This window comes from Nocardia arthritidis (genome assembly GCF_011801145.1).
GTDB lineage: Bacteria > Actinomycetota > Actinomycetes > Mycobacteriales > Mycobacteriaceae > Nocardia > Nocardia arthritidis_A.
Genome location: NZ_CP046172.1, coordinates 6,966,738 through 6,984,567, shown reverse-complemented (window position 1 = coordinate 6,984,567; position 17,830 = coordinate 6,966,738). Strand labels below are relative to the sequence as shown.

The following is a 17,830-nucleotide window of genomic DNA, read 5'->3' as shown; positions in this document are numbered from 1 at the left end:
TATTGGTCGGTCGAATTTGCGTATTCGGACAGATTATTGCCTGGAATGGACAGTTAACTGACAGGTTGTTGTCTGGGCTGGACAGTTAACTGCCAGTATAATTTATCTCACCCAATTTTCTCAGCCGTATGTCAGCTGTCCATGTTGAACTGGTCTGACGATCAAATTCCGCAGACGGTTTCGCGCGGATTGCCGATCGTCGAGATCCAGCGATCGATGTCGCTGGTCCCGGGAACGCTACGGCACACGGGGAAAGGGCTGCGATGACAGGTACGACGGCAGAGCGTCTGGCCGAATTGACCAAGCTCCTCGAACTCGCGCACGAGCCGGCCGGTGAGGCGGGACTGAGCAAGCGCCGGGCTAAGGGAATTACCAGCGTCCGCGACCGCATCGACATGCTGCTGGACCGCGGATCGTTCGTCGAAATCGGCGCGCTCGTGCGGCAGCCGGGAAATCCGGACGCGCTATACGGCGACGGCGTCGTCACCGGGCACGGGAGGATCGATGGCAGACCGGTGGTGGTCGTCGCGCACGATCAGACCGTGCACGGTGGCACCGTCGGTGAGATGTTCGGCCGAAAGGTGGTGCGGGTCTTGGAGTTCGCGCTCCGCGTCGGCTGTCCGGTGGTGTGGATCAACGACTCCGGCGGCGCCCGCATCCAGGAGTCCGTGACTTCGCTGTCGTGGTACGCCCAGATCGCGAAGGCGCAGATACCGCTGTCCGGTGTGGTGCCGCGGGTGTCGGTGATGCTCGGCAAATGCGCCGCGGGCGCGGTGTACGCGCCGATCAACACCGACGTGCTGGTCGCCACGGAGCAGTCCTATATGTTCGTCACCGGTCCGGACGTGATCCGTGAGGCCACCGGCGAAGAGGTGAGCATCGACGAGCTGGGCGGCGCATACAACCAGGCCCAGTACGGCAATCTCCATCACGTGGCCGTGGACGAGCAGGCCGCGTTCCAGTGGGTCCGCGACTACCTTTCCTATATGCCGTCCAGTTGCACGGAGCACGCGCCTCTGGTCAACCCGGGGCTGGAACCGGAAATCACCGAATCCGACCGTGAGCTCGATCGCATCATCCCCGACGGGGACAACACGGTTTACGACATGTACGACGTGCTGCTGCGCCTCTTCGACGACGGCGAATTCCATGAGATCGGCGCGCAGCGAGCACGCAACATCATCACCGGCTTCACCCGGATCAATGGGCGGCCCGTCGGCGTGGTCGCGAACCAGCCGCTGGTCCTGTCCGGTGCGATCGACGCTCGTGCCTCGGACAAAGCCGCTCACTTCATTCAGGTGTGCGACGCGTTCGGGCTGCCGTTGGTCTTCGTTGTCGACACGCCCGGAGTGCTGCCGGGAGTCGAGGAGGAGAAGATCGGCGTGATCAAGCGGGGTGGGCGGTTCTTCTTCGCCTTGATGTCGGCCACCGTGCCGATCGCGACCGTCGTGATCCGGAAGGCGTACGGCGGCGCGTACGCGGTGATGGGGTGCAAACAACTCGGCGCCGACATCAACCTGGCCTGGCCGACGGCACGCATCGCGGTCATGGGCGCGGAGAGCGCGGTCGCCATCATCGGCCGTAAACAACTCGCGGCGGCGGGCGAGAACGCCCCCGCGGTGCGGCAGGAGATGATCGACGTCTACAACCGGACCGTCGCCACCCCGTGGGTCGCCGCCGAACGCGGCTACATCGATGCCGTCATCGAGCCGTCGCAGACTCGACTAGAGCTTCGTAGGGCACTTGATCTGTTGCGGGACAAGACATTTGCGCCGAGCCCGCGCAAACGGTTCATTCAGCCGCTGTGAGCCCGGACCGTCCGATGCGAACGGCGGTTGAGCGAGGTGCCGTTGCCGGTCCGGCGCCTATGCGCCGGCCACTGCTCGGACACCTGATCGACCTCGCTGTTGGACCGGTTCCGGCAGCCGCTGAAGCGTCCATCGAAGGTTGCCTCGGCGGGAGCCGCGGCACTTGCGGTCGAGACGTTTTCGCGCGTGGCGGTATTTGTTCGTCCGGGGTACGGAAGGCAGGATTGTTTTGATGTTCGACTGGGATTTGGTGCGGAACACCTCCAGCGTGCATGTCATGGCGCAGCTGGCGGCCGAACGCGGCATGAGCGCCACCGAGCTGTTCGCCGGGACGAGCCTGACACCCGAGCTGGTGCGTGACGGTGACGCGGTGGTGACGGCGCGGCAAGAAGTGGCGGTCATCCGGAACCTGCTCCGCCGATTCGGCGACGAGCCAGGCCTCGGCGCCGAGGCCGGACGGCGATATCACATCGCGCTGTACGGGCCGTGGGGGCTGGCGCTGCTGTCCAGCGGGACTGTGCGCCAGGTGATCGAGGTGGCGCTGGGATATCTGGATTTGGCGTTCGTATTCGGGCACCTGCGTTTCGAAGAAGGGCCGCAGCAGAGCAAGCTTGTATTCGACGGCGCCGAGGTGCCGCTGGATGTCCGGCCGTTTCTGGCCGAACGAATCACATCCGGCATCCAGACCATCGGTCGTGAGTTGTTCGCCGCAGGTGTGCCCGCTGAACGGGTGACGTATCGGCATTCCGCGCCCGCAGAGGTCGTCCGCTATCGCGAAATTTTCGGTGTCGAACCGGATTTCGATGCCGACGAGGATGCTATCGCCTTCGCCAGCGCCTATCTGGACTTCCCGTTGCCGCAAGCCGACGAATGGACCCGCACTACATGCGAGCAGCTCTGCCACGACATGCTCGAACGTCGCCGAGCCCGGCAGGGGACAGCGGGCGCGGTGCGAGATGTGTTGGCGCGCAACCCCGCAGCACTACCCGATCAGGCGGCCGTTGCCGCCGAACTGTTCATCAGTCCACGTACGCTGGCTCGCAGGCTCAGCGAGGAAGGTACGTCCTTCCGTGCACTCGTCGACGAGGTGCGGCAGCTGTTGGCCGAGGAATTGCTCGCTCATACCGATATGACCAGCGAGCAGGTCGCGCTGCGGTTGGGTTACGCGGACGGGGCATCGTTCATTCGCGCCTTTCGCCGCTGGAATGGTTGTCCACCCCAGGAGTTCCGGCAGCACCGACCGTCGGTGCCCGTGGCCATGGCCCGACGATAGCCGGCGAGCCGTACTGTTCGCGGCAACCGCCGTGTGCGTGCCGATCTATCCCCTGTTCGGTGGCATGCACTTCGGTCGCTGTCATCGGCTATTTCCCTTATGCCGGACGCTATCGGGCGTCGGCACGCTTGCGACCGCGTTGTGCGTGAAGGATCCTGCCTCTTTCCGCGTCAACGATGTGGTCCACGGGTGTTCGGTCAGTTGGTCGATGCTGCGGCGTATGTCTTCGAGCAGCAGATCGGCCATGTCGAAGCTGAACCCGTGGCGGATCACCGCACGCATGATGACCTCGTCTTGACGATCGGCGGGCAGCGGGTAGGCGGCGATCAGCCAGCCACGGGCGCGGAGACGGTCCGAAAGATCGTAGAGATTGAACGGCTGGATGCCGCGCAGCCGCCACGAGATCGCGGTGATGCCTCGCATGGGATCACCTGAGTGGATCATTTCGAAGGGTCCGATGTCCGCGATGCCTCGGGCCAAATGTCGGCAGACCTCGTAGATCGCCGTCTGTAGCCGGGTGTAGCCCTCGCGGCCCAGCCGGATCAGCTCGTAGTACTGGGTGATGGCCGGTCCGCCAGGGCGGGAGAAGTTCAGGTTGAAGGTGGCCATGTTGCCACCCAGATAGTCGACGTTGAAGATCAACTCTTCCGGCAAATCCTCGGCTTCGCGCCAGATCGCCCAGCCCGAGCCGAGCGGCGCCAGCCCATTCTTGTGCCCGGACGAATTGATCGATTTCACTCGTGGCAGCCGGAAGTCCCAGATCACGCTCGGTGCCACGAACGGTGCCAGGAACCCGCCACCGGCGGCGTCGACGTGGATCGGGATGTCCAAGCCGCGATCCCGTTCGAGCCGGTCCAGCGCCTGGCTGATCTCCTCGACGTTCTCGTAGAGTCCGGTGAAGGTGACACCGAACGTGGACACCACCATGATCGTGTTCTCGTCACAGTGCGCCGCGGCGTCCGCGCCGGTCATGTGGTATTTGCCGGCACGCAGCGGGATCTGGCGCAGCTCCACGTCGAAGTAGCGGGCGAACTTCTCCCAGCAGACCTGGACGGGCCCGCACACGATGTTCGGCCTACCGGCCTGCTTCCCCGATTGGTGCATGCGTTTGCGCCAGCGGAACTTGGCCGCCAGACCGCCGAGCATCGCCGCCTCGCTGGAACCGATCGTCGATGTGCCTCGGGTCGTCGACGGATCCGGCGCGTGCCACAGGTCGGCCAGCATGTGCACGCAGCGCTGTTCCAGTTCCGCCGTCTGCGGGTACTCGTCCTTGTCGACGATGTTCTTATCGAGAGTCTCGGACATCAATCGACGCGCGAATTCGTCCACCCATGTGGTACAGAATGTGGCCAGATTCATCCGCGATACGCCATCGAGCATCAATTCATCATGGACGAGCTGATAGGCGGCCTCCGGGCGCATTTCGTGCTCCGGGCACCCGACCTTCGGCGCGTCGTGCCGTAGCTCATTCGAAGCGAATACATCATCGATCATTCGAGTGTCGGTCATAAGAATTCCTCCGCTATAGGTTGATTCATACCACATCGAGCTTTACTCGGCTGGACGGCAACAGCCTCAGGAAGTTGTCTCGGCCAACTTTTTTGGCGGTCTCGGGGCGCAGGCTGTCCAGGATGAGGTAATAGCGTGTCATCGTCGGCACGTACTGGGATGTGTCCGACACGGTATCCGAACCGATCATGAAGCGGTCGGGGAAATCCTCGATAAGCCTCAGCCATTCCTCATTCGGCCGACCGTGCCGAACCAATTGGATGTCATATACCACCCAAGACAGATCGAGATGAAGTTGCGGAAACTCCCCGAGCAACTCTCGCACCACATCCGGGAGCCGGGAGACCGTGAGACGCCGACTGACCCCGGCATGACACCAGATGAACGTGGTGTGCGGATGCGGTTCCAGGGCCCGACGAAGCTCGCCGAGGTAGATCACGCCCTCGTGATGCCAGACGGAAGTGATGTCGTGGTGGACCGAGACGGGCATGCCATGCTCCGCGGCGAAGTCGTATACCGGATGTAGAGCGATATGGTCCGCGCGCCCCGGCTCCCCGTACTTCAGCGCGGTGAGGTCGTCGTGTCGTGCGAACACCTCGCCGATACCCTGCCAGAATCCCGGATAAAGCTGGATCATTCGCTTTATGTGGTCGACCGCGTTACGGTCCGTTGCGTCGAAACCGCAGATGAAGGGGTGGAAGCGCTTCTGCTGCTCTTCATCTACCGAGGTGAGACGCTCGTGCACGAGCACATCGGTCACGGAATACGGATAAACCCGCGAATCATCGTCGAGATAGTACGAAGGCTCCACCGGGTCCCACTCCGACCATTTCTTGCAGAGACCCATCCCATTGACCATAATATTTTCGACCCCGGCCTCATCCATTACCTCGATGAGTCGTTCCGGACCGTCGTCAGCCTGAATGAAGTTGAGCAAATGAAAATGCGCATCGCTGAGCTTGTATCGGGGTTCACTCGCCGGATTCACAGTCATTCTCACACTCCATCTACAAGTAGTCGGGTTCAAGAAGACACAGCGAACTATCGCCTTCCGGTCTACCTCCCCGAACCCGAACGAGCAGCCGCAGATCCCAGCTCTGCCGGAAATACGACATCCGACCGCGCACCGAGCACGATGTAGGACAGATCCACCGCATAGTTCTCAGGTCATGCCGGCATGCGAGACACGCTCCCGGTGTTCGAAAAGAACTGCGACGTCGGCAAGGCCGATGCGACGACAATCCCGCGCCCGATACCCAGCGGCTTCTTCGGCGGCCCCTCGTCGCCACGGTGGCCTCGGCGGTGGCGCAGCGGCTATCTCTGAGCAGTCCGACCGCCGGGGGGTGACGCACTACGGACGTTCGTCGTCATCGTGACCGATGTCACGGTCGCTGCCGGACCCTTTGCGGGCAGGCTCTCGATGAAGTGGGTGACTTCGTCGACGAAGCGGGTGGGAGCCTCGAGGAACGGCGCGTGTGTGGTGTGCTCCCAGAGGGACAGGCGCGCATCGGAAATCGCCTTGCCGGCGATATAGCGGGCCGTATCCGCCGAAACCGCCGCGTCGTCGAGACCGTGGATGACCAGCGCGGGTACGTCAAGTGCGCGCAGCGTGGCGTCGTTGTCGCGGGGAGGTCGAGTCAGCAGTGCTTCGCGAACGCGCGGTGGGGTGACCAGGTTCAAGCCGACGAGGCGTTGCAGGTCGGGCCCGGGCACGTCGCCGTAGAAACCGGCCTCGGCAGCCTCGAGATAGGCGCGGATTTGGTGCACGCCGCCCTCGTCGAAAATGGCGGGCGCCGCGGCGAGCATTGCCGGACCGAGCTGTGCCCCTTGGATATCATGCCCAGGGGTGCCGGTGACGGCATCGACATACACTACTCCGTCCGCCACGCCGGTTCCTCGCTCTGCCAGATAATCTGTGAGCACGAATCCGCCGTAGGACCATCCCAGCAGCACCGCACCGGACGCGATGTTCTCCGCCGCCAGTACGGACGCGACATCGCCCGCCCAGTTGGCCGGATTGTCGTAGCCGGACACCGGCTTACCCGAGTAGCCGTGCCCGCGCAGATCCGGCGTCACCACGCGGTATCGCTGCGCGAACCGGTCGATCACCGAGCCCCAGGCGGCCATACTCGCTGCCAGGCCGTGCAGCATTACCAGCGCCCGGCCGTCGGTGGGGCCGGCGACCTGGTATGCGATCTCGGTCCCGTCTGTGCTGCGGACACTGTGCAGGGTTGCGGTCACGATCGGGTTTCTTTCGTCAATGCATGCCTCCGTCGCAGAGTCGATTCGCCTGTACCTGTGTGCAATTCGGCGATGCGTTCTTCGAGATCAGATACTCGCGGGACTCGGATGCTGACGCATCTCCATTCGACAATTAACGCCCGCACAGATGCGAACCATCTCGATCAGCGCGAGCAAAAGACAACAATCCCCGCAGAACAATGTAAGTACGCCACATCACCCCGGGCGAATCGCCGAGACTCGGCCAATCGGCGTGTGCTCGCACCACGGTCCGATACATCCGGTTCGCATTGACGATGTGCCGGAGGATCGGAGTGCGGCGCCATCGAGATAAGGGCCGCGGTAGACGACCGATACCCAGCGGCTTCTTCGGCGGCCTCGTCGGCACGGTGGCCTCGGCGGTGGCGCAGCGGCTACCGAACGGTCCCCGGCGCCGCCGGTTTCCTGGGCGAGTCTGGCTGCTGGTGTCCGGGCGGCTCGGCCTGTCCGCGGGGATGGTGCTAACGCCAGGTCGAGGCGACCGAGTGCTGCTGGCGAACTTCTTATTGGGGAGTGACGTTCTCGGCCTGCGGACCCTTGGGCCCTTGGGCGACGTCGAAGGTGACCTGTTGGCCTTCCTCCAGTGAGCGGAAGCCGGCCGACTGGACGGCGGAGTAGTGCACGAAGACGTCGGGGCCACCGCCATCCTGGGCGATGAAGCCGAATCCCTTCTCGGCGTTGAACCACTTCACGGTTCCGGTGGCCATGCTGCTCTCCTCGGTTGTCTACGTTCGGACGAGTCTGCCCTGGCTCGGTTGGTGCGTGATCCCGGCCGACGGTGGAACCGACGGTGTCATTGTCACCGATTCGGCCAGCGCGCAGAGATGAAATGGCTTGTGCCATCCATGTCCGCAGGAACTTCAAGGGCGTGGCGCCCACGACCACCGCGCCGTTGCGGTAGTCGGTACCTCCCGATACAAGGCGCGAGGTGCACGCTCCGCTATCGCCACGCGGTCAACCGGTTCCACCACCGGACATGGCACAGCAGCCCGCCACCCTGAACCCTGCGGTTTTCGACCACATCGACCACGACGGCCGGGCGCCGAGGCAGAAGCGGAACTGCCAACCGAGCGGGTTGCCTCGACGGACAAGCCCTCTCGGCCGGGCAGTTCCGCTGCCACCCGTCCTCGGCCCACCGGGCCTTATTCGATGTCGGTTGAGGCGCCGAGGACGGCTTTGAGGCCGGCGTCAGTAGCGACCTGGCCGGAGAACAAATCGGCGCTGATGCTGGTGCTGGTGTCGACGGTGGTGCTGGTGTCGGCGGTCTGCGCGGTAGCGACCGGGCTGATGACTGCCAGAGCGCCGGCGGTGAGCATGGTAGCTGCGGCCACCTTGAACAATGCGGACATGATGAATTCCTTACCGATGGGGCTGGTGCTGGGTGCGCGATAGCCCTGTGTCTTAGTGTCGTAGCTCACACTTGATGTGTTACCGGAATTTTGCCCGCGATCCCACCCTGCCACCGAATAACGCCCGAGCAGGGTGAAAGCACACCGAACTGGTGATAGCCACAATGACCACGACACGCCCCGATCACCCGCAGCGCAGCGTGCTACACCCGGCGCTTTCCGCTTCAGCAACATTCGATCTCAATCCGAGTGTGTGCAGCGCCGGAACCACTCCTGCAATGGCCCGATCACCACAACGCCGAGGCCGCGGCGACGCGCACGCGTACCAACCCCGGCATCGCCGCGCTCTACCACGCGCTTGTCACGATTGGAGAACAACTCAGAAGCGACGAGGCCGCCATCACCCTGCTTCCTCCACAAGCCGCACCCGCCCGGCCTGGACTGCTCGCAGCTGATCGGTCAACACATCACCATCGACACCAGCGCCCTGGCACACCTCCGCGACCAGATCCCCGGCTACCCCTGGCAGACCAGCCGCCACAAACCCACCGCGAACTCGTTGTGGGAACTGCTCTCCGAAACCACCGGCGAGGACTGCGCCGACACACACCCGACCGCACGGGCGAGCACGTGGCACCGTTCTGGGGCGGCAGCGCGACCTGGCATACGCCCATCAGCGGCGAAGCCAGCTTCGACCACTGACATCGCGATGGCAAGTCTCAGCCGGGATTCGGGAGATCGGGTAGTTCAGACAAGCGCCAGGATCAGCACAGCAGTCCCTGGCCGGTTTCGCACCGAATAGTTTCCATATGGGTGTGAGTCGGGTACACCGCATTCCGGTCATTCGAGATGGCCTGGCGGCGGTCGCCGGAAGATCAACGGGCCGAACACCATCCGGCCGCCGCCGGTGATGAACGTCGGCATGGGGCGCGGTGCTGGTGTTTATCCGGCCCGTTTCCCCATGCCGCGCTCCCGAACCGGACAGGCCAGCTCTTATAAGTGAGCGGTCCGAAGTCCGCCGCCCGGATGCCTTCCCTGGCCCGCGCCCGGAAGGCGGACCGGCCACGATTCCGGTCGTAACGATGCGACCGATGTGATGAGATTCCGTGCACCAGTGGCGATTCCGCCGTCGATATAGATCTCACCCAGCTCGACGAGGTCCGCCTCGACGCGGCCGCGGGTACCGAATCGTTCGTCGCCGCCGCCGGAGATGAAAACGCCGGATCCGCGCGCGGGCCGATCCGCACGCCCGATCGACAGACCGCGAATCCTGGTGGTGAGCAATGACTCCGGACCCTGCTGCTGATTCCAGATCGTGAACGCGCCCTGCCGCGTCCGCACGCCGTAACTGGCCGGACACTCGGTCCGGCCCCGCACATCCGCGAATTCGACGTCCACGCACGAACATTCGATGTGTCCCAGACCACGGTAGTCGCGGCGAACAAGGTCGTCGGCTGGCACCATGTACCGACATATCGACCGGGTCGGGGCGTGGGCAGGATCGGGAGCGGCTGGCCGGAAACATCGGCCGAAACCGATCGGGCAAGCCCGTCAACAAGGAGGAAGATCGAGGTTGGAGTAGGTTAGCGGCCCAAACCCGTTCATCCAGCTACCGAGATCGATGCCAGCGGGGGTGAGTGCGTGCCGATGAAGCCAGCGTGCGAGTACGGAGCCGATCGCGTCGGGCTGGTATTCGGGGGCATGATGGCCCGCGGGGCCGATCGACTCGACTTCCACATTGGCGAAGTACGCTCGCGCCCAACCGATTACTTTGGGTGAGCCCAGGTCGGTCGCGCTGTTCATGCCGGCCAGCACGAGCTTGGGTACCTCGGGGGTTCGGTCCATCCAGTAGTCGTAATCGAATACGCGCTGGACGACGTCTGCGGGTTCGCCGTCCAACGGGTATTCGCGGGCCCATGCGAGCATCGGCCTGCGCGATTCCGGCGTTGGGTAGGGTGCCCGATAGATCTCGAGGTCGGCTGCCGAAAGTCCGGGGACTGCCGCGAGATCGGACTCGATGAACATGTTGTCCGCCAACACCATTCGCTCGCCCTCCGGTCCGCGCAGCCGCCCGAAGATCCGGGCCATCGGCGCTGAGAGGTCGTCACTGTGCATCGGCCGCAGGAAGGTCTCGACCAGCGCGACTCCCCGAACCCGGCCGGGATGGCGTGCGGCCCAGTCCATTCCGAGTGCACCGCCCCAGTCGTGGCCGACGATCACCGCTCGGTCGATGCCGAGCCCTTCGAACCAGGCGTCCAGGTACCGGGCGTGGTCGGCGAAGCGATACTCGATGTCGGGCTTACCGGAGGCGCCCATACCGATCAGGTCGGGCGCGAGGCAGCGAGTGTGATCGGCGATATACGGGATCACGTTCCGCCAGAGATACGACGAGGTGGGATTTCCGTGCAGGAACACCACCGGTGTATCACCGAACCCGGTATCGGTGTAATGCATAAACGAGTCGAGAACAGCGACGGCTGCCATTGTGGCCTTTCTGTCTGCCAGTGTTGTCTCAGCCGCTGTAACTCCAGGAACAATTGTCGGTCTCCGTGGAGTTGCGGTGATTTCCCCCACCTTTTCGAGGATGGTCGTTTTTCTCGCAACCCAAGGCAATCGCAACGGACGCGAACATCGACCAGATCTCCTCTCAGCGGATGTCGAGCGATATCACCCTCTGACATTCATGGCAATTTATTAGCAAATATTTTAAATATAGGGCTCACCCTGCCGATTTGTCGACGATGCAGTCCAGCATGACCGAATAGTGGACAGGGCCTTCAGGGGGTGCGGCGAATGGACGCCAGTCGGGTATCGCGTTGTGCAGAAAGGCGACAAGAGGTCGCTACCTGCCGAGGGGTGGGGGTGGCCGCACGTCCGCGGCCGTTGAGGGTAAATGTGGCACTCTTGTTGGCGCACAATCGGCAGCCGTCGCTCGGTGAATGTCTTGAATACTTTGTCGACGGTTTGGAAATTCTTGGCAAACATCCTGGCGCGCTATTCGGATCGGCGTCATCCATACGGTTTCCGCAACGTGAAAGGTGGCTGACATGTCCGTTCGCCGGAAGGCCGTCGCCGCGCTTGCCAAGGCCGCCGTCGTGACCGCGCCGTCTTTCGCTCCGGCACCGTCTCGGCGGCGCCGATCTCCGGTAGCTGTGGGGCAAGATCAACTGGACCTCGGTCAACGGCCCGATCGAGCCCTGCATCACCTGGGACAATGGGCAGACCAGTGGCCTGCGGGGACCGTGGAACGCGCAGATCGGCGCACCCGTCTACACGATCCTGGACATCGGCAGCGGCGTGGTCAGGAAAATATTGCGCTATGGCGCTGCAGGGCCTGGGATGACCCCGACGTTGCGACAATCGTGAATCTGGCATAAAACTTAGGTTTTGCTAGCCTAACCTTCATGGCTAGGTGCACCAAGTACGTCAAGCCCGAGGAGCGGCAGATTCTGACCGCCGAGGTGGTGGCGAGTAAACGGATCAGCCCGAATTTCGTTCGTGTCACGCTCGGTGGCACCGGTCTGGCCTGCTTCACTCCGATGGGGTTCGATCAATGGTTCCGGCTGTTCCTGCCGGGTAGGCACGGCCTGCGGTTGCCGTCCTCGGCGGTCGGCGATCTCTGGTGGGCGCAGTGCCGGATGATGAGCGAGGAGCAGCGGCCGGTGGTGCGCAACTACACCGTGCGCGAGCACCGGCCCGCCGGTGCGGGGCAATTCGGCGAGACAGCCGAGATCGATATCGACTTCGCCATGCACGGTGAGCACACCCCGGCCTGCGGCTGGGCGAGCGGCGCTACCCCGGGCGCGCCGGTAGGGCTGCTCGATGAGGGCATCATGTACCAAGTGCCGCAACATTGTTCGTGGTCGCTGCTGGCCGGTGACGAGAGTGCGCTGGCGGCTATCGCCGGTGCGCTGCGATCGGCGCCGCGGGATCAGCACGGGGCGGCATACATCGAGATCGCGCACCCCGATGACAGTCAAGATCTGGGCGAACCCGAAGGCGTGCAGGTGAATTGGCTGGTGCGCGACGATCCGCACGCACCGGTGGGCAGCATGGCCCTCGACGTGGTGCGTGCGGCGGATCTCCCCTCGCAGGGTGTCTACGGCTTCGTGGCGGGCGAGCAGAAACTCGCCGGCGGCGTTCGCCGCCATCTCGTCGCCGATCGCGGAATCCCCAAGGCGGATGTGACCTTCACCGGCTACTGGCGCTTCGGCCGCTCGGTGGACTGACCTCCCGCGGCGGGCGTGCGGCCCGTTCCGAATCGACCGGAACGGGCCGCGAATCAGCCTGGGACATAGACGATCCCGCCATCGGAGCGGTGGATCAGAGCACCCAGCGCGGGGCGGGTGGGTGGCCGAGGAATTCGGGCATGGCGAATTCCCAGCCGTAGGAGCCCGCGTTCGGGAAGACCACGATGTCGCCGATGCGGATTCGGTCGACCGTGATGTCCCTGGCCAAAGTGTCCTCGGGCGTGCACAACTCGCCGACCACGGTCACGGGCGTGTCGATCAGCTCACGGCGCGGCCAGCGATGTGTCCACGGTTCGATCGGGACGACCGTGAAGTTGTGCACGATGTCCCATGAGGTGGGCAGCTGAAAATGGTTGATACCGCCGCGCAATACAGCGAACCAGGTGCCGTAGGCATGTTTGATGTCGACGACTTCGGCTGCGTAGTAACCACATTCGGTCACCGGCCAGCGGCCGGGTTCGAAAAGCACCCGGACGCCGTCCGGTGGTCGGATGCCGCTGAGCTCGTCGCCGAAGCGATCCAGATCGAATGGCTGTTCGTCACCGAAGGCGACGCCGATGCCGCCACCGGTGTCGACCAGTCGCAGCTCGATGCCGTGCACGGCGGCGGTACGGGTGCTGTAGTCCAGACACCAGCGGACGTAGGCCGCGTGCGCGGCAGCGTCGAGATTGTTGCAGACGGCGTGGATGTGGAAGCCGACCACCTGCACGCTCGGCAGTGTCGCCGCTACCGAAAGTACCTCGGGCACATCGGATTCGGGTGTTCCGAACACGGTGGCCGCGCCGCCCATGGTCAGCGAGCCGGTCACCGGTACCCGGTCGGGGTTGACGCGCAGCGCCACCGGCATCCGCACCCCGGCCTGGACCGCCGCCTCGTCGAGCCGGTACAGCTCCGCGACGCTTTCCACGTTGACCGCCTCGGCGCCCGCGGCCACCAGCGCGGACAGCACCGGGGCGGTTTTCGCGGGACCCGCCGCGACCAGTCGGGCGGTGCGGCCCGCGGCGGTCGCGGCCTTGCCCGCCAGCTCGATCTCGCGGACCGAAGCCACCTCGAACCCGTCGACCTCCGCGGCGAGTGCGGTGAGCATCGGCTCGAAGGAGTTGGCCTTGACCGCGTAGAAGATCTCCGCCCAGTCCGGCAGGCAGGCGCGCAGGCGCCGAGCGCGTTCGGCCGCGCGTTCGGTGTCGTAAAGATAGGCGTTGACGGGACGGTCGGCGGCGCACAGGCGTTCGACGACCGCGGCGGCCAGGGTGGTCGCGGGCAGCGCGCGCAGCGGCGCGGCCGAGCGGGGCAGTTCGATAGTCATCAGCGGATCGGTCCTCGCATCGGATCGACGGCCGCGGCACGCGCGATGTCGTCGAGGACCAGGTTCGCGCCCTGCACACCGATGCCGAGCATCCACACCTCGTCGGACACCGGGAACACCCGATGCGTGCGGACGGCATTCAGGGTGTGCCAGAGCGGGCTCGCGGTGAACGATTGCTGCTGGGACTTGGCCGGATCTCCGTAGGACATCGTGAACACGTAGTCGGCATCGGCCTTGTCGGCCAATTCGGGACCCACGTCGAGGGAGAAGTCGTCCACGTCTTCGGCGGGTGGGCGGCGGACGCCGAGATCGGAGAGCACGACTCCGCTGAAGGTCTTCTTCTGATACAGCCGGGTAGGTCCGTCGATGAACCGGACGACCGAAACCGTCGGCGGCACACCGCCGTTCGCCGCGGCGAACGCCGAACCGAGGCCGGTAGCCCTGCGCTGATAAGTGGCCAGGAGCGCATCGGCCTCGCTGTCCTTGCCGAGCGCCTTGGCGTACAGCCGGAAATTGTCCTTCCACGAATAGCCGGGTGTTTCGGCGAATACCGTCGGCGCGATCCGCGCCAGCTGCGGGTAGATCTGCTCGTGCCGGGTCTTCGACGACAGGATCAAGTCCGGTTTCAGTGTCGCGATCTTCTCCAGGCTCGGTTCGTCCATCGACCCGACGCGTTCGGTGCCCTGCAGTTCCGCCCGTAGATATCCGGGCAGATCGAGTGTGCCCGGATCGACGACGGCGGCGCCCACCGGCCGCACACCGAGTGCGGTCACGGCGTCGAGTTCCGGGGTGTCCAGCACGACGACCCGTGCCGGATGGGCCGGGACGACGGTCCGGCCCATCGCATGCTCGACGGTGACCGAGGGTCCTGACGGATTCTGTTGCGCCTCAGCGCATCCGGTGAGAAGTCCGGCAGTGAGCACACCGGCCAGCGCCAACCCGAATCGGCGGCGTCCTAAGCGCAACCGCGCCATGGTTATTCCTTTCCTCGTGCACCGCGCGGACGCGGCACGACCATCGGGGTGCCGGTGAACGGATCGGGAATGATCTCGCACGGCACGTCGAATACCTGTTCCACCAGTTCGGCCGTCATGATCCGCGCCGGTTCGCCCGCGGCGACGAGTCGGCCATCGGCGAGTACGACCAGGTGGGTGGCGTAGCGGCAGGCCTGATCGAGGTCGTGCAGTACGGCGACGACGGTGCGGCCCGCGTCTCGATGCAGGTGTGCGAGCAGGTCCAGCACGTCGAGTTGGTGTCGCAGATCCAGGTAGGTGGTTGGCTCGTCGAGCAGCAGCAGCGGTGTCTGCTGGGCCAGAGCAAGGGCGATCCAGGCTCGCTGGCGCTGGCCGCCGGACAGCTCGTCGACCGGACGGCCGCGCAGCTCGAGCAGTCCGGTGCTGGTGAGCGCCGCCTCGACCGCCGCACGGTCGGCGGTGTCGGCGGCACGCAGCAGCCGGCGATGCGGGTAGCGACCCCGCCATACCAGATCCTCGACGGTGATGGCCTCCGGCGCGATCGGTGATTGCGGCAGCAGTCCGATGCGTCGCGCCACCGTCCGGGTCGGTAATCGATGGATCGGTTGTCCGTCGAGATAGGCCGCGCCGCGCCGCGGCATCAGCAGCCGGGCCAGGCCGCGCAGCAGTGTGGATTTCCCGCAGCCGTTGGGGCCGATGATGGCGGTGAATCCACCATCGGGCAGCGCGGCGTTCAGTTCGCGCACCACCTCGCGGCCGTCGTAAGCGAGCGTGAGTCCATCGGTACGCAGTGCGCGGTTCGGATCGTCTCGGACATTTGTCATTTCGCACCCCTTCGACGCGGTGACCGCAAGAGCAGCCAGAGAAATATCGGTGCGCCGACGGTGGCGGTGATCGCGCCGACCGGCAGCACGACCGCGAACGCGTGCTGGGCCGCGATATCGGCGGCGAGTACGACCAGTGCCCCGAGCCCGGCGCTGAGGAGCAGCGTGTGCACCCCGAGCGGTCCGGCGAGGCGACGTGCTGCCTGCGGCACGGCCAGCGCGACGAAGGAGACGGGGCCGCCGATCGCCACGGCGACGGCGGCGAGGGCCACCGCGACCGCCGTCACCGCCAACCGGGTGCGACGCACCGAAAGCCCCAGCCCGGTGGCCAGATCGACACCCAACTGCAGCACCGCCAGCCGCCGGGTCAGCAGCAGCGCGACCGGTGTCAGCACGGCGAGGACGGCAAGTCCGATCCCGGCCTGCGGCCAAGCGCTGGCGTAGAGTGTGCCCACCGTCCAGCGCACCGTCTGCTGGGCCACCTCGACGGGGAAGCGGACGACGAGAAACAGTGTGGCGGCGGCGAATACGGCGTGCAATCCGATACCGACGAGCACCGTCGTCTCCTCGGCCAGCCCGCGCCGGTGGGTGAGCAGGACGAGCGCACCGGCGGCGAGCAGGGCGCCGGCGAAGGCGGCGGGCGGCAGTGCGACGGCGGGCAGCCCGGCCACGGTGGCGAGCACCAGGCACAGCGCCGCGGCATCGGTGACGCCGAGGACATCGGGTGCGGCGAGCGGATTGCGCAGCAGCGCTTGCAGTAGCGCACCGGACAGGGCCAGCGCCGCGCCCACCACCAAGGCGGCGAGCACCCGAGGTGCCCGCCACTGCTGCACCACCAGCACATCGCCGGGCGCACCCCGCCCGAGCGCCGCGGCGGCGGCGTCGGGCACCGGGATCGGGATATCGCCAAGCGTCAACGCCCAGATCGCGACCAGCGGCAGCGCGATGCACACTGCGACCGCGGCATAGCGACGCAGGACGCGTGGTCGGCGTACCGCGTTGCCCTGAGTACTCACCGGACGACGGCGCAAGGCGGTTATCCGGCTTATCGGGGCGTCCGATGTATGGGGAGCGTCCGATGTGCGGGGTGCGGCGGCGGGATCGTCGTGTGGTGCGGTCACGCCGTTCGGCCCGCCCGCGCCCGGATCGCCAGTCCGATCAGTACCGGCGCCCCCATCAGCGCGGTCACGATACCGGCCTCGATCTCCATGGGGCGCAATAGAATCCGCCCGACGATATCGGCGCCCAGCAGCAATACCGGCCCGGCCAGCGCACATCCGGCCAGCAGTATTCGATGGTCGCGGCCGAGGAGCAGCCGCATCAGATGGGGCACGGCGAGGCCGACGAAGGCGATGGGGCCCGCTCCGGCGACCGCGCCACCGGCCAGTAGCGCCACCGCGATTCCGCCGATCACCCGGACCGGGACCGGCCGTGCTCCGAGTGCGGTGGCGGCGTCGTCGCCGAGGGCGAGCAGGTTGAGCGGGCGCGCCAGCGCGATGGCCAGCACCAGCCCGGCGACGATGAACGGCGCCACGGCCAGCGATACCGTCATCGGCCGCCCGGCCAGTGAACCGGTCAGCCAGAACCGGGCCTCGTCGGCGGTGCGCTTGTCGAGCGACATCAGGGTGTAGCTCCACGACGACAACATCACCGACAACGCCGCACCGATCAGCGCGAGCCGGATCGGCGTGACCGCGCCGCGGCCCGCGTACCCGGCGTAGACCACAGCCGACGCGACCCCGGCGCCGAGCAGTGCGCTTCCGGCGGTGCCGAGCGGCGTGCCGACTCCCGCGACGTAGATCGCGAGCACCACCGCGAACGCCGCCCCCGAACTCACGCCCAGCACACCGGGTTCGGCCAGCGGATTGCGAGTCAGTCCCTGCAGCAGGGCCCCGGCGACCGCCAGACCGGCTCCGGCCAGCACCCCGAGCGCGGTGCGCGGCAGTCGGATATCGCGGATCACGAGACCCTCCCGCGAGCCGTCGCCGCGGACCAACGCCTCGAGCGCCGCTGCGGGATCGATCGCGCGTGCCCCGATCAACAGACTGAGCAATACCGCGACACCGAGGCAGGCCACGAGTGCGGTGAGCACCGCCACGGTGCGGTACGGCATGCGCGACATCGATGAAAGACCTTCCTGCACAGGACATCCCAGCGGTTGCTGAGGGGTCACGGGGTCGAGAGGATAGCGGTAGTTCCGGTTGGAACCAACTTGGTGAAGCTGGAATTCACCTTGTTGCGAACGCTCGTGTCATGC

At 65.5% G+C, this 17,830-nt stretch carries 15 protein-coding genes; 3 read left to right on the top strand and 12 right to left on the bottom strand.

Annotated features, from left to right (window positions below; all coding sequences use genetic code 11):
* Positions 1-263 precede the first annotated feature (263 nt).
* Both F5544_RS31485 and F5544_RS31480 read left to right on the top strand, forming a co-directional pair.
* On the top strand, positions 264-1,808 hold the full coding sequence (locus tag F5544_RS31485) for an acyl-CoA carboxylase subunit beta (protein WP_167476544.1): 1,545 nt from the start codon (positions 264-266) through the stop codon (positions 1,806-1,808).
* Between the two features lie 232 nt (positions 1,809-2,040).
* On the top strand, positions 2,041-3,081 hold the full coding sequence (locus tag F5544_RS31480) for an AraC family transcriptional regulator (RefSeq protein ID WP_167476543.1): 1,041 nt from the start codon (positions 2,041-2,043) through the stop codon (positions 3,079-3,081).
* An 81-nt stretch (positions 3,082-3,162) separates the two neighbouring features.
* Here the strand turns inward: F5544_RS31480 and F5544_RS31475 are convergent, their stop codons facing one another.
* The 7 genes from F5544_RS31475 to F5544_RS31445 form a co-directional block, all read right to left on the bottom strand.
* The gene (locus F5544_RS31475) at positions 3,163-4,590 is read right to left on the bottom strand and encodes a glutamate decarboxylase (RefSeq protein ID WP_167476542.1); all 1,428 of its coding nucleotides are present in this window, start codon (positions 4,588-4,590) and stop codon (positions 3,163-3,165) included.
* A gap of 25 nt (positions 4,591-4,615) precedes the next feature.
* A complete protein-coding gene (locus F5544_RS31470) occupies positions 4,616-5,584 on the bottom strand; it encodes an amidohydrolase family protein (protein WP_167476541.1) in 969 nt (322 codons plus the stop codon).
* A 320-nt stretch (positions 5,585-5,904) separates the two neighbouring features.
* Positions 5,905-6,831, bottom strand: a complete 927-nt coding sequence (locus F5544_RS31465; RefSeq protein WP_238846761.1) for an alpha/beta fold hydrolase — start codon at positions 6,829-6,831, stop codon at positions 5,905-5,907.
* A gap of 542 nt (positions 6,832-7,373) precedes the next feature.
* Positions 7,374-7,577 (bottom strand): cold-shock protein, encoded by a 204-nt coding sequence (locus F5544_RS31460; protein WP_067578176.1) that lies wholly within the window; start codon positions 7,575-7,577, stop codon positions 7,374-7,376.
* 435 nt (positions 7,578-8,012) lie between these two features.
* Positions 8,013-8,288, bottom strand: a complete 276-nt coding sequence (locus F5544_RS31455; protein ID WP_167476540.1) for a hypothetical protein — start codon at positions 8,286-8,288, stop codon at positions 8,013-8,015.
* Between the two features lie 924 nt (positions 8,289-9,212).
* Positions 9,213-9,617: a hypothetical protein gene (locus tag F5544_RS31450; RefSeq protein ID WP_167476539.1), complete on the bottom strand. Its 405-nt coding sequence runs from the start codon at positions 9,615-9,617 to the stop codon at positions 9,213-9,215.
* A gap of 153 nt (positions 9,618-9,770) precedes the next feature.
* Complete coding sequence (locus F5544_RS31445; RefSeq protein WP_275106979.1) at positions 9,771-10,793, bottom strand: haloalkane dehalogenase; 1,023 nt, start codon at positions 10,791-10,793, stop codon at positions 9,771-9,773.
* A gap of 830 nt (positions 10,794-11,623) precedes the next feature.
* Here F5544_RS31445 and F5544_RS31440 point away from each other — a divergent pair.
* Positions 11,624-12,448 carry a siderophore-interacting protein gene (locus F5544_RS31440; RefSeq protein ID WP_167476537.1) on the top strand — a complete coding sequence of 275 codons (825 nt, stop codon included), beginning with the start codon at positions 11,624-11,626 and terminating at the stop codon, positions 12,446-12,448.
* A 94-nt stretch (positions 12,449-12,542) separates the two neighbouring features.
* Here F5544_RS31440 and F5544_RS31435 read toward each other — a convergent pair whose 3' ends face one another.
* The 5 genes from F5544_RS31435 to F5544_RS31415 all read right to left on the bottom strand — a co-directional run bounded on the left by F5544_RS31435 (position 12,543) and on the right by F5544_RS31415 (position 17,695).
* Positions 12,543-13,775, bottom strand: coding sequence for an alanine racemase (locus F5544_RS31435; protein WP_167476536.1), 1,233 nt, complete (start codon positions 13,773-13,775; stop codon positions 12,543-12,545).
* A complete protein-coding gene (locus F5544_RS31430; RefSeq protein WP_167476535.1) occupies positions 13,775-14,749 on the bottom strand; it encodes an ABC transporter substrate-binding protein in 975 nt (324 codons plus the stop codon). The genes F5544_RS31435 and F5544_RS31430 overlap by 1 nt, the downstream gene beginning before the upstream one ends.
* A gap of 2 nt (positions 14,750-14,751) precedes the next feature.
* On the bottom strand, positions 14,752-15,573 hold the full coding sequence (locus F5544_RS31425) for an ABC transporter ATP-binding protein (RefSeq protein WP_167476534.1): 822 nt from the start codon (positions 15,571-15,573) through the stop codon (positions 14,752-14,754).
* Positions 15,570-16,589, bottom strand: a complete 1,020-nt coding sequence (locus F5544_RS31420) for a FecCD family ABC transporter permease (protein ID WP_167476533.1) — start codon at positions 16,587-16,589, stop codon at positions 15,570-15,572. Before F5544_RS31420 ends, F5544_RS31425 begins: the two co-directional genes overlap by 4 nt.
* 101 nt (positions 16,590-16,690) lie before the next feature.
* Complete coding sequence (locus tag F5544_RS31415) at positions 16,691-17,695, bottom strand: FecCD family ABC transporter permease (RefSeq protein WP_167476532.1); 1,005 nt, start codon at positions 17,693-17,695, stop codon at positions 16,691-16,693.
* Between the last annotated feature and the right edge of the window lie 135 nt (positions 17,696-17,830).

Bases quoted from the DNA above. Each gene is read 5' to 3' on its own strand.
- F5544_RS31440 (WP_167476537.1), top strand. From the start codon at position 11,624: ATGGCTAGGTGCACCAAGTACGTCAAGCCCGAGGAGCGGCAGATTCTG.
- F5544_RS31475 (WP_167476542.1), bottom strand. From the start codon at position 4,590: ATGACCGACACTCGAATGATCGATGATGTATTCGCTTCGAATGAGCTA.
- F5544_RS31425 (WP_167476534.1), bottom strand. From the start codon at position 15,573: ATGACAAATGTCCGAGACGATCCGAACCGCGCACTGCGTACCGATGGA.
- F5544_RS31470 (WP_167476541.1), bottom strand. From the start codon at position 5,584: ATGACTGTGAATCCGGCGAGTGAACCCCGATACAAGCTCAGCGATGCG.
- F5544_RS31430 (WP_167476535.1), bottom strand. From the start codon at position 14,749: ATGGCGCGGTTGCGCTTAGGACGCCGCCGATTCGGGTTGGCGCTGGCC.
- F5544_RS31485 (WP_167476544.1), top strand. From the start codon at position 264: ATGACAGGTACGACGGCAGAGCGTCTGGCCGAATTGACCAAGCTCCTC.
- F5544_RS31460 (WP_067578176.1), bottom strand. From the start codon at position 7,577: ATGGCCACCGGAACCGTGAAGTGGTTCAACGCCGAGAAGGGATTCGGC.
- F5544_RS31480 (WP_167476543.1), top strand. From the start codon at position 2,041: ATGTTCGACTGGGATTTGGTGCGGAACACCTCCAGCGTGCATGTCATG.
- F5544_RS31415 (WP_167476532.1), bottom strand. From the start codon at position 17,695: ATGTCGCGCATGCCGTACCGCACCGTGGCGGTGCTCACCGCACTCGTG.
- F5544_RS31435 (WP_167476536.1), bottom strand. From the start codon at position 13,775: ATGACTATCGAACTGCCCCGCTCGGCCGCGCCGCTGCGCGCGCTGCCC.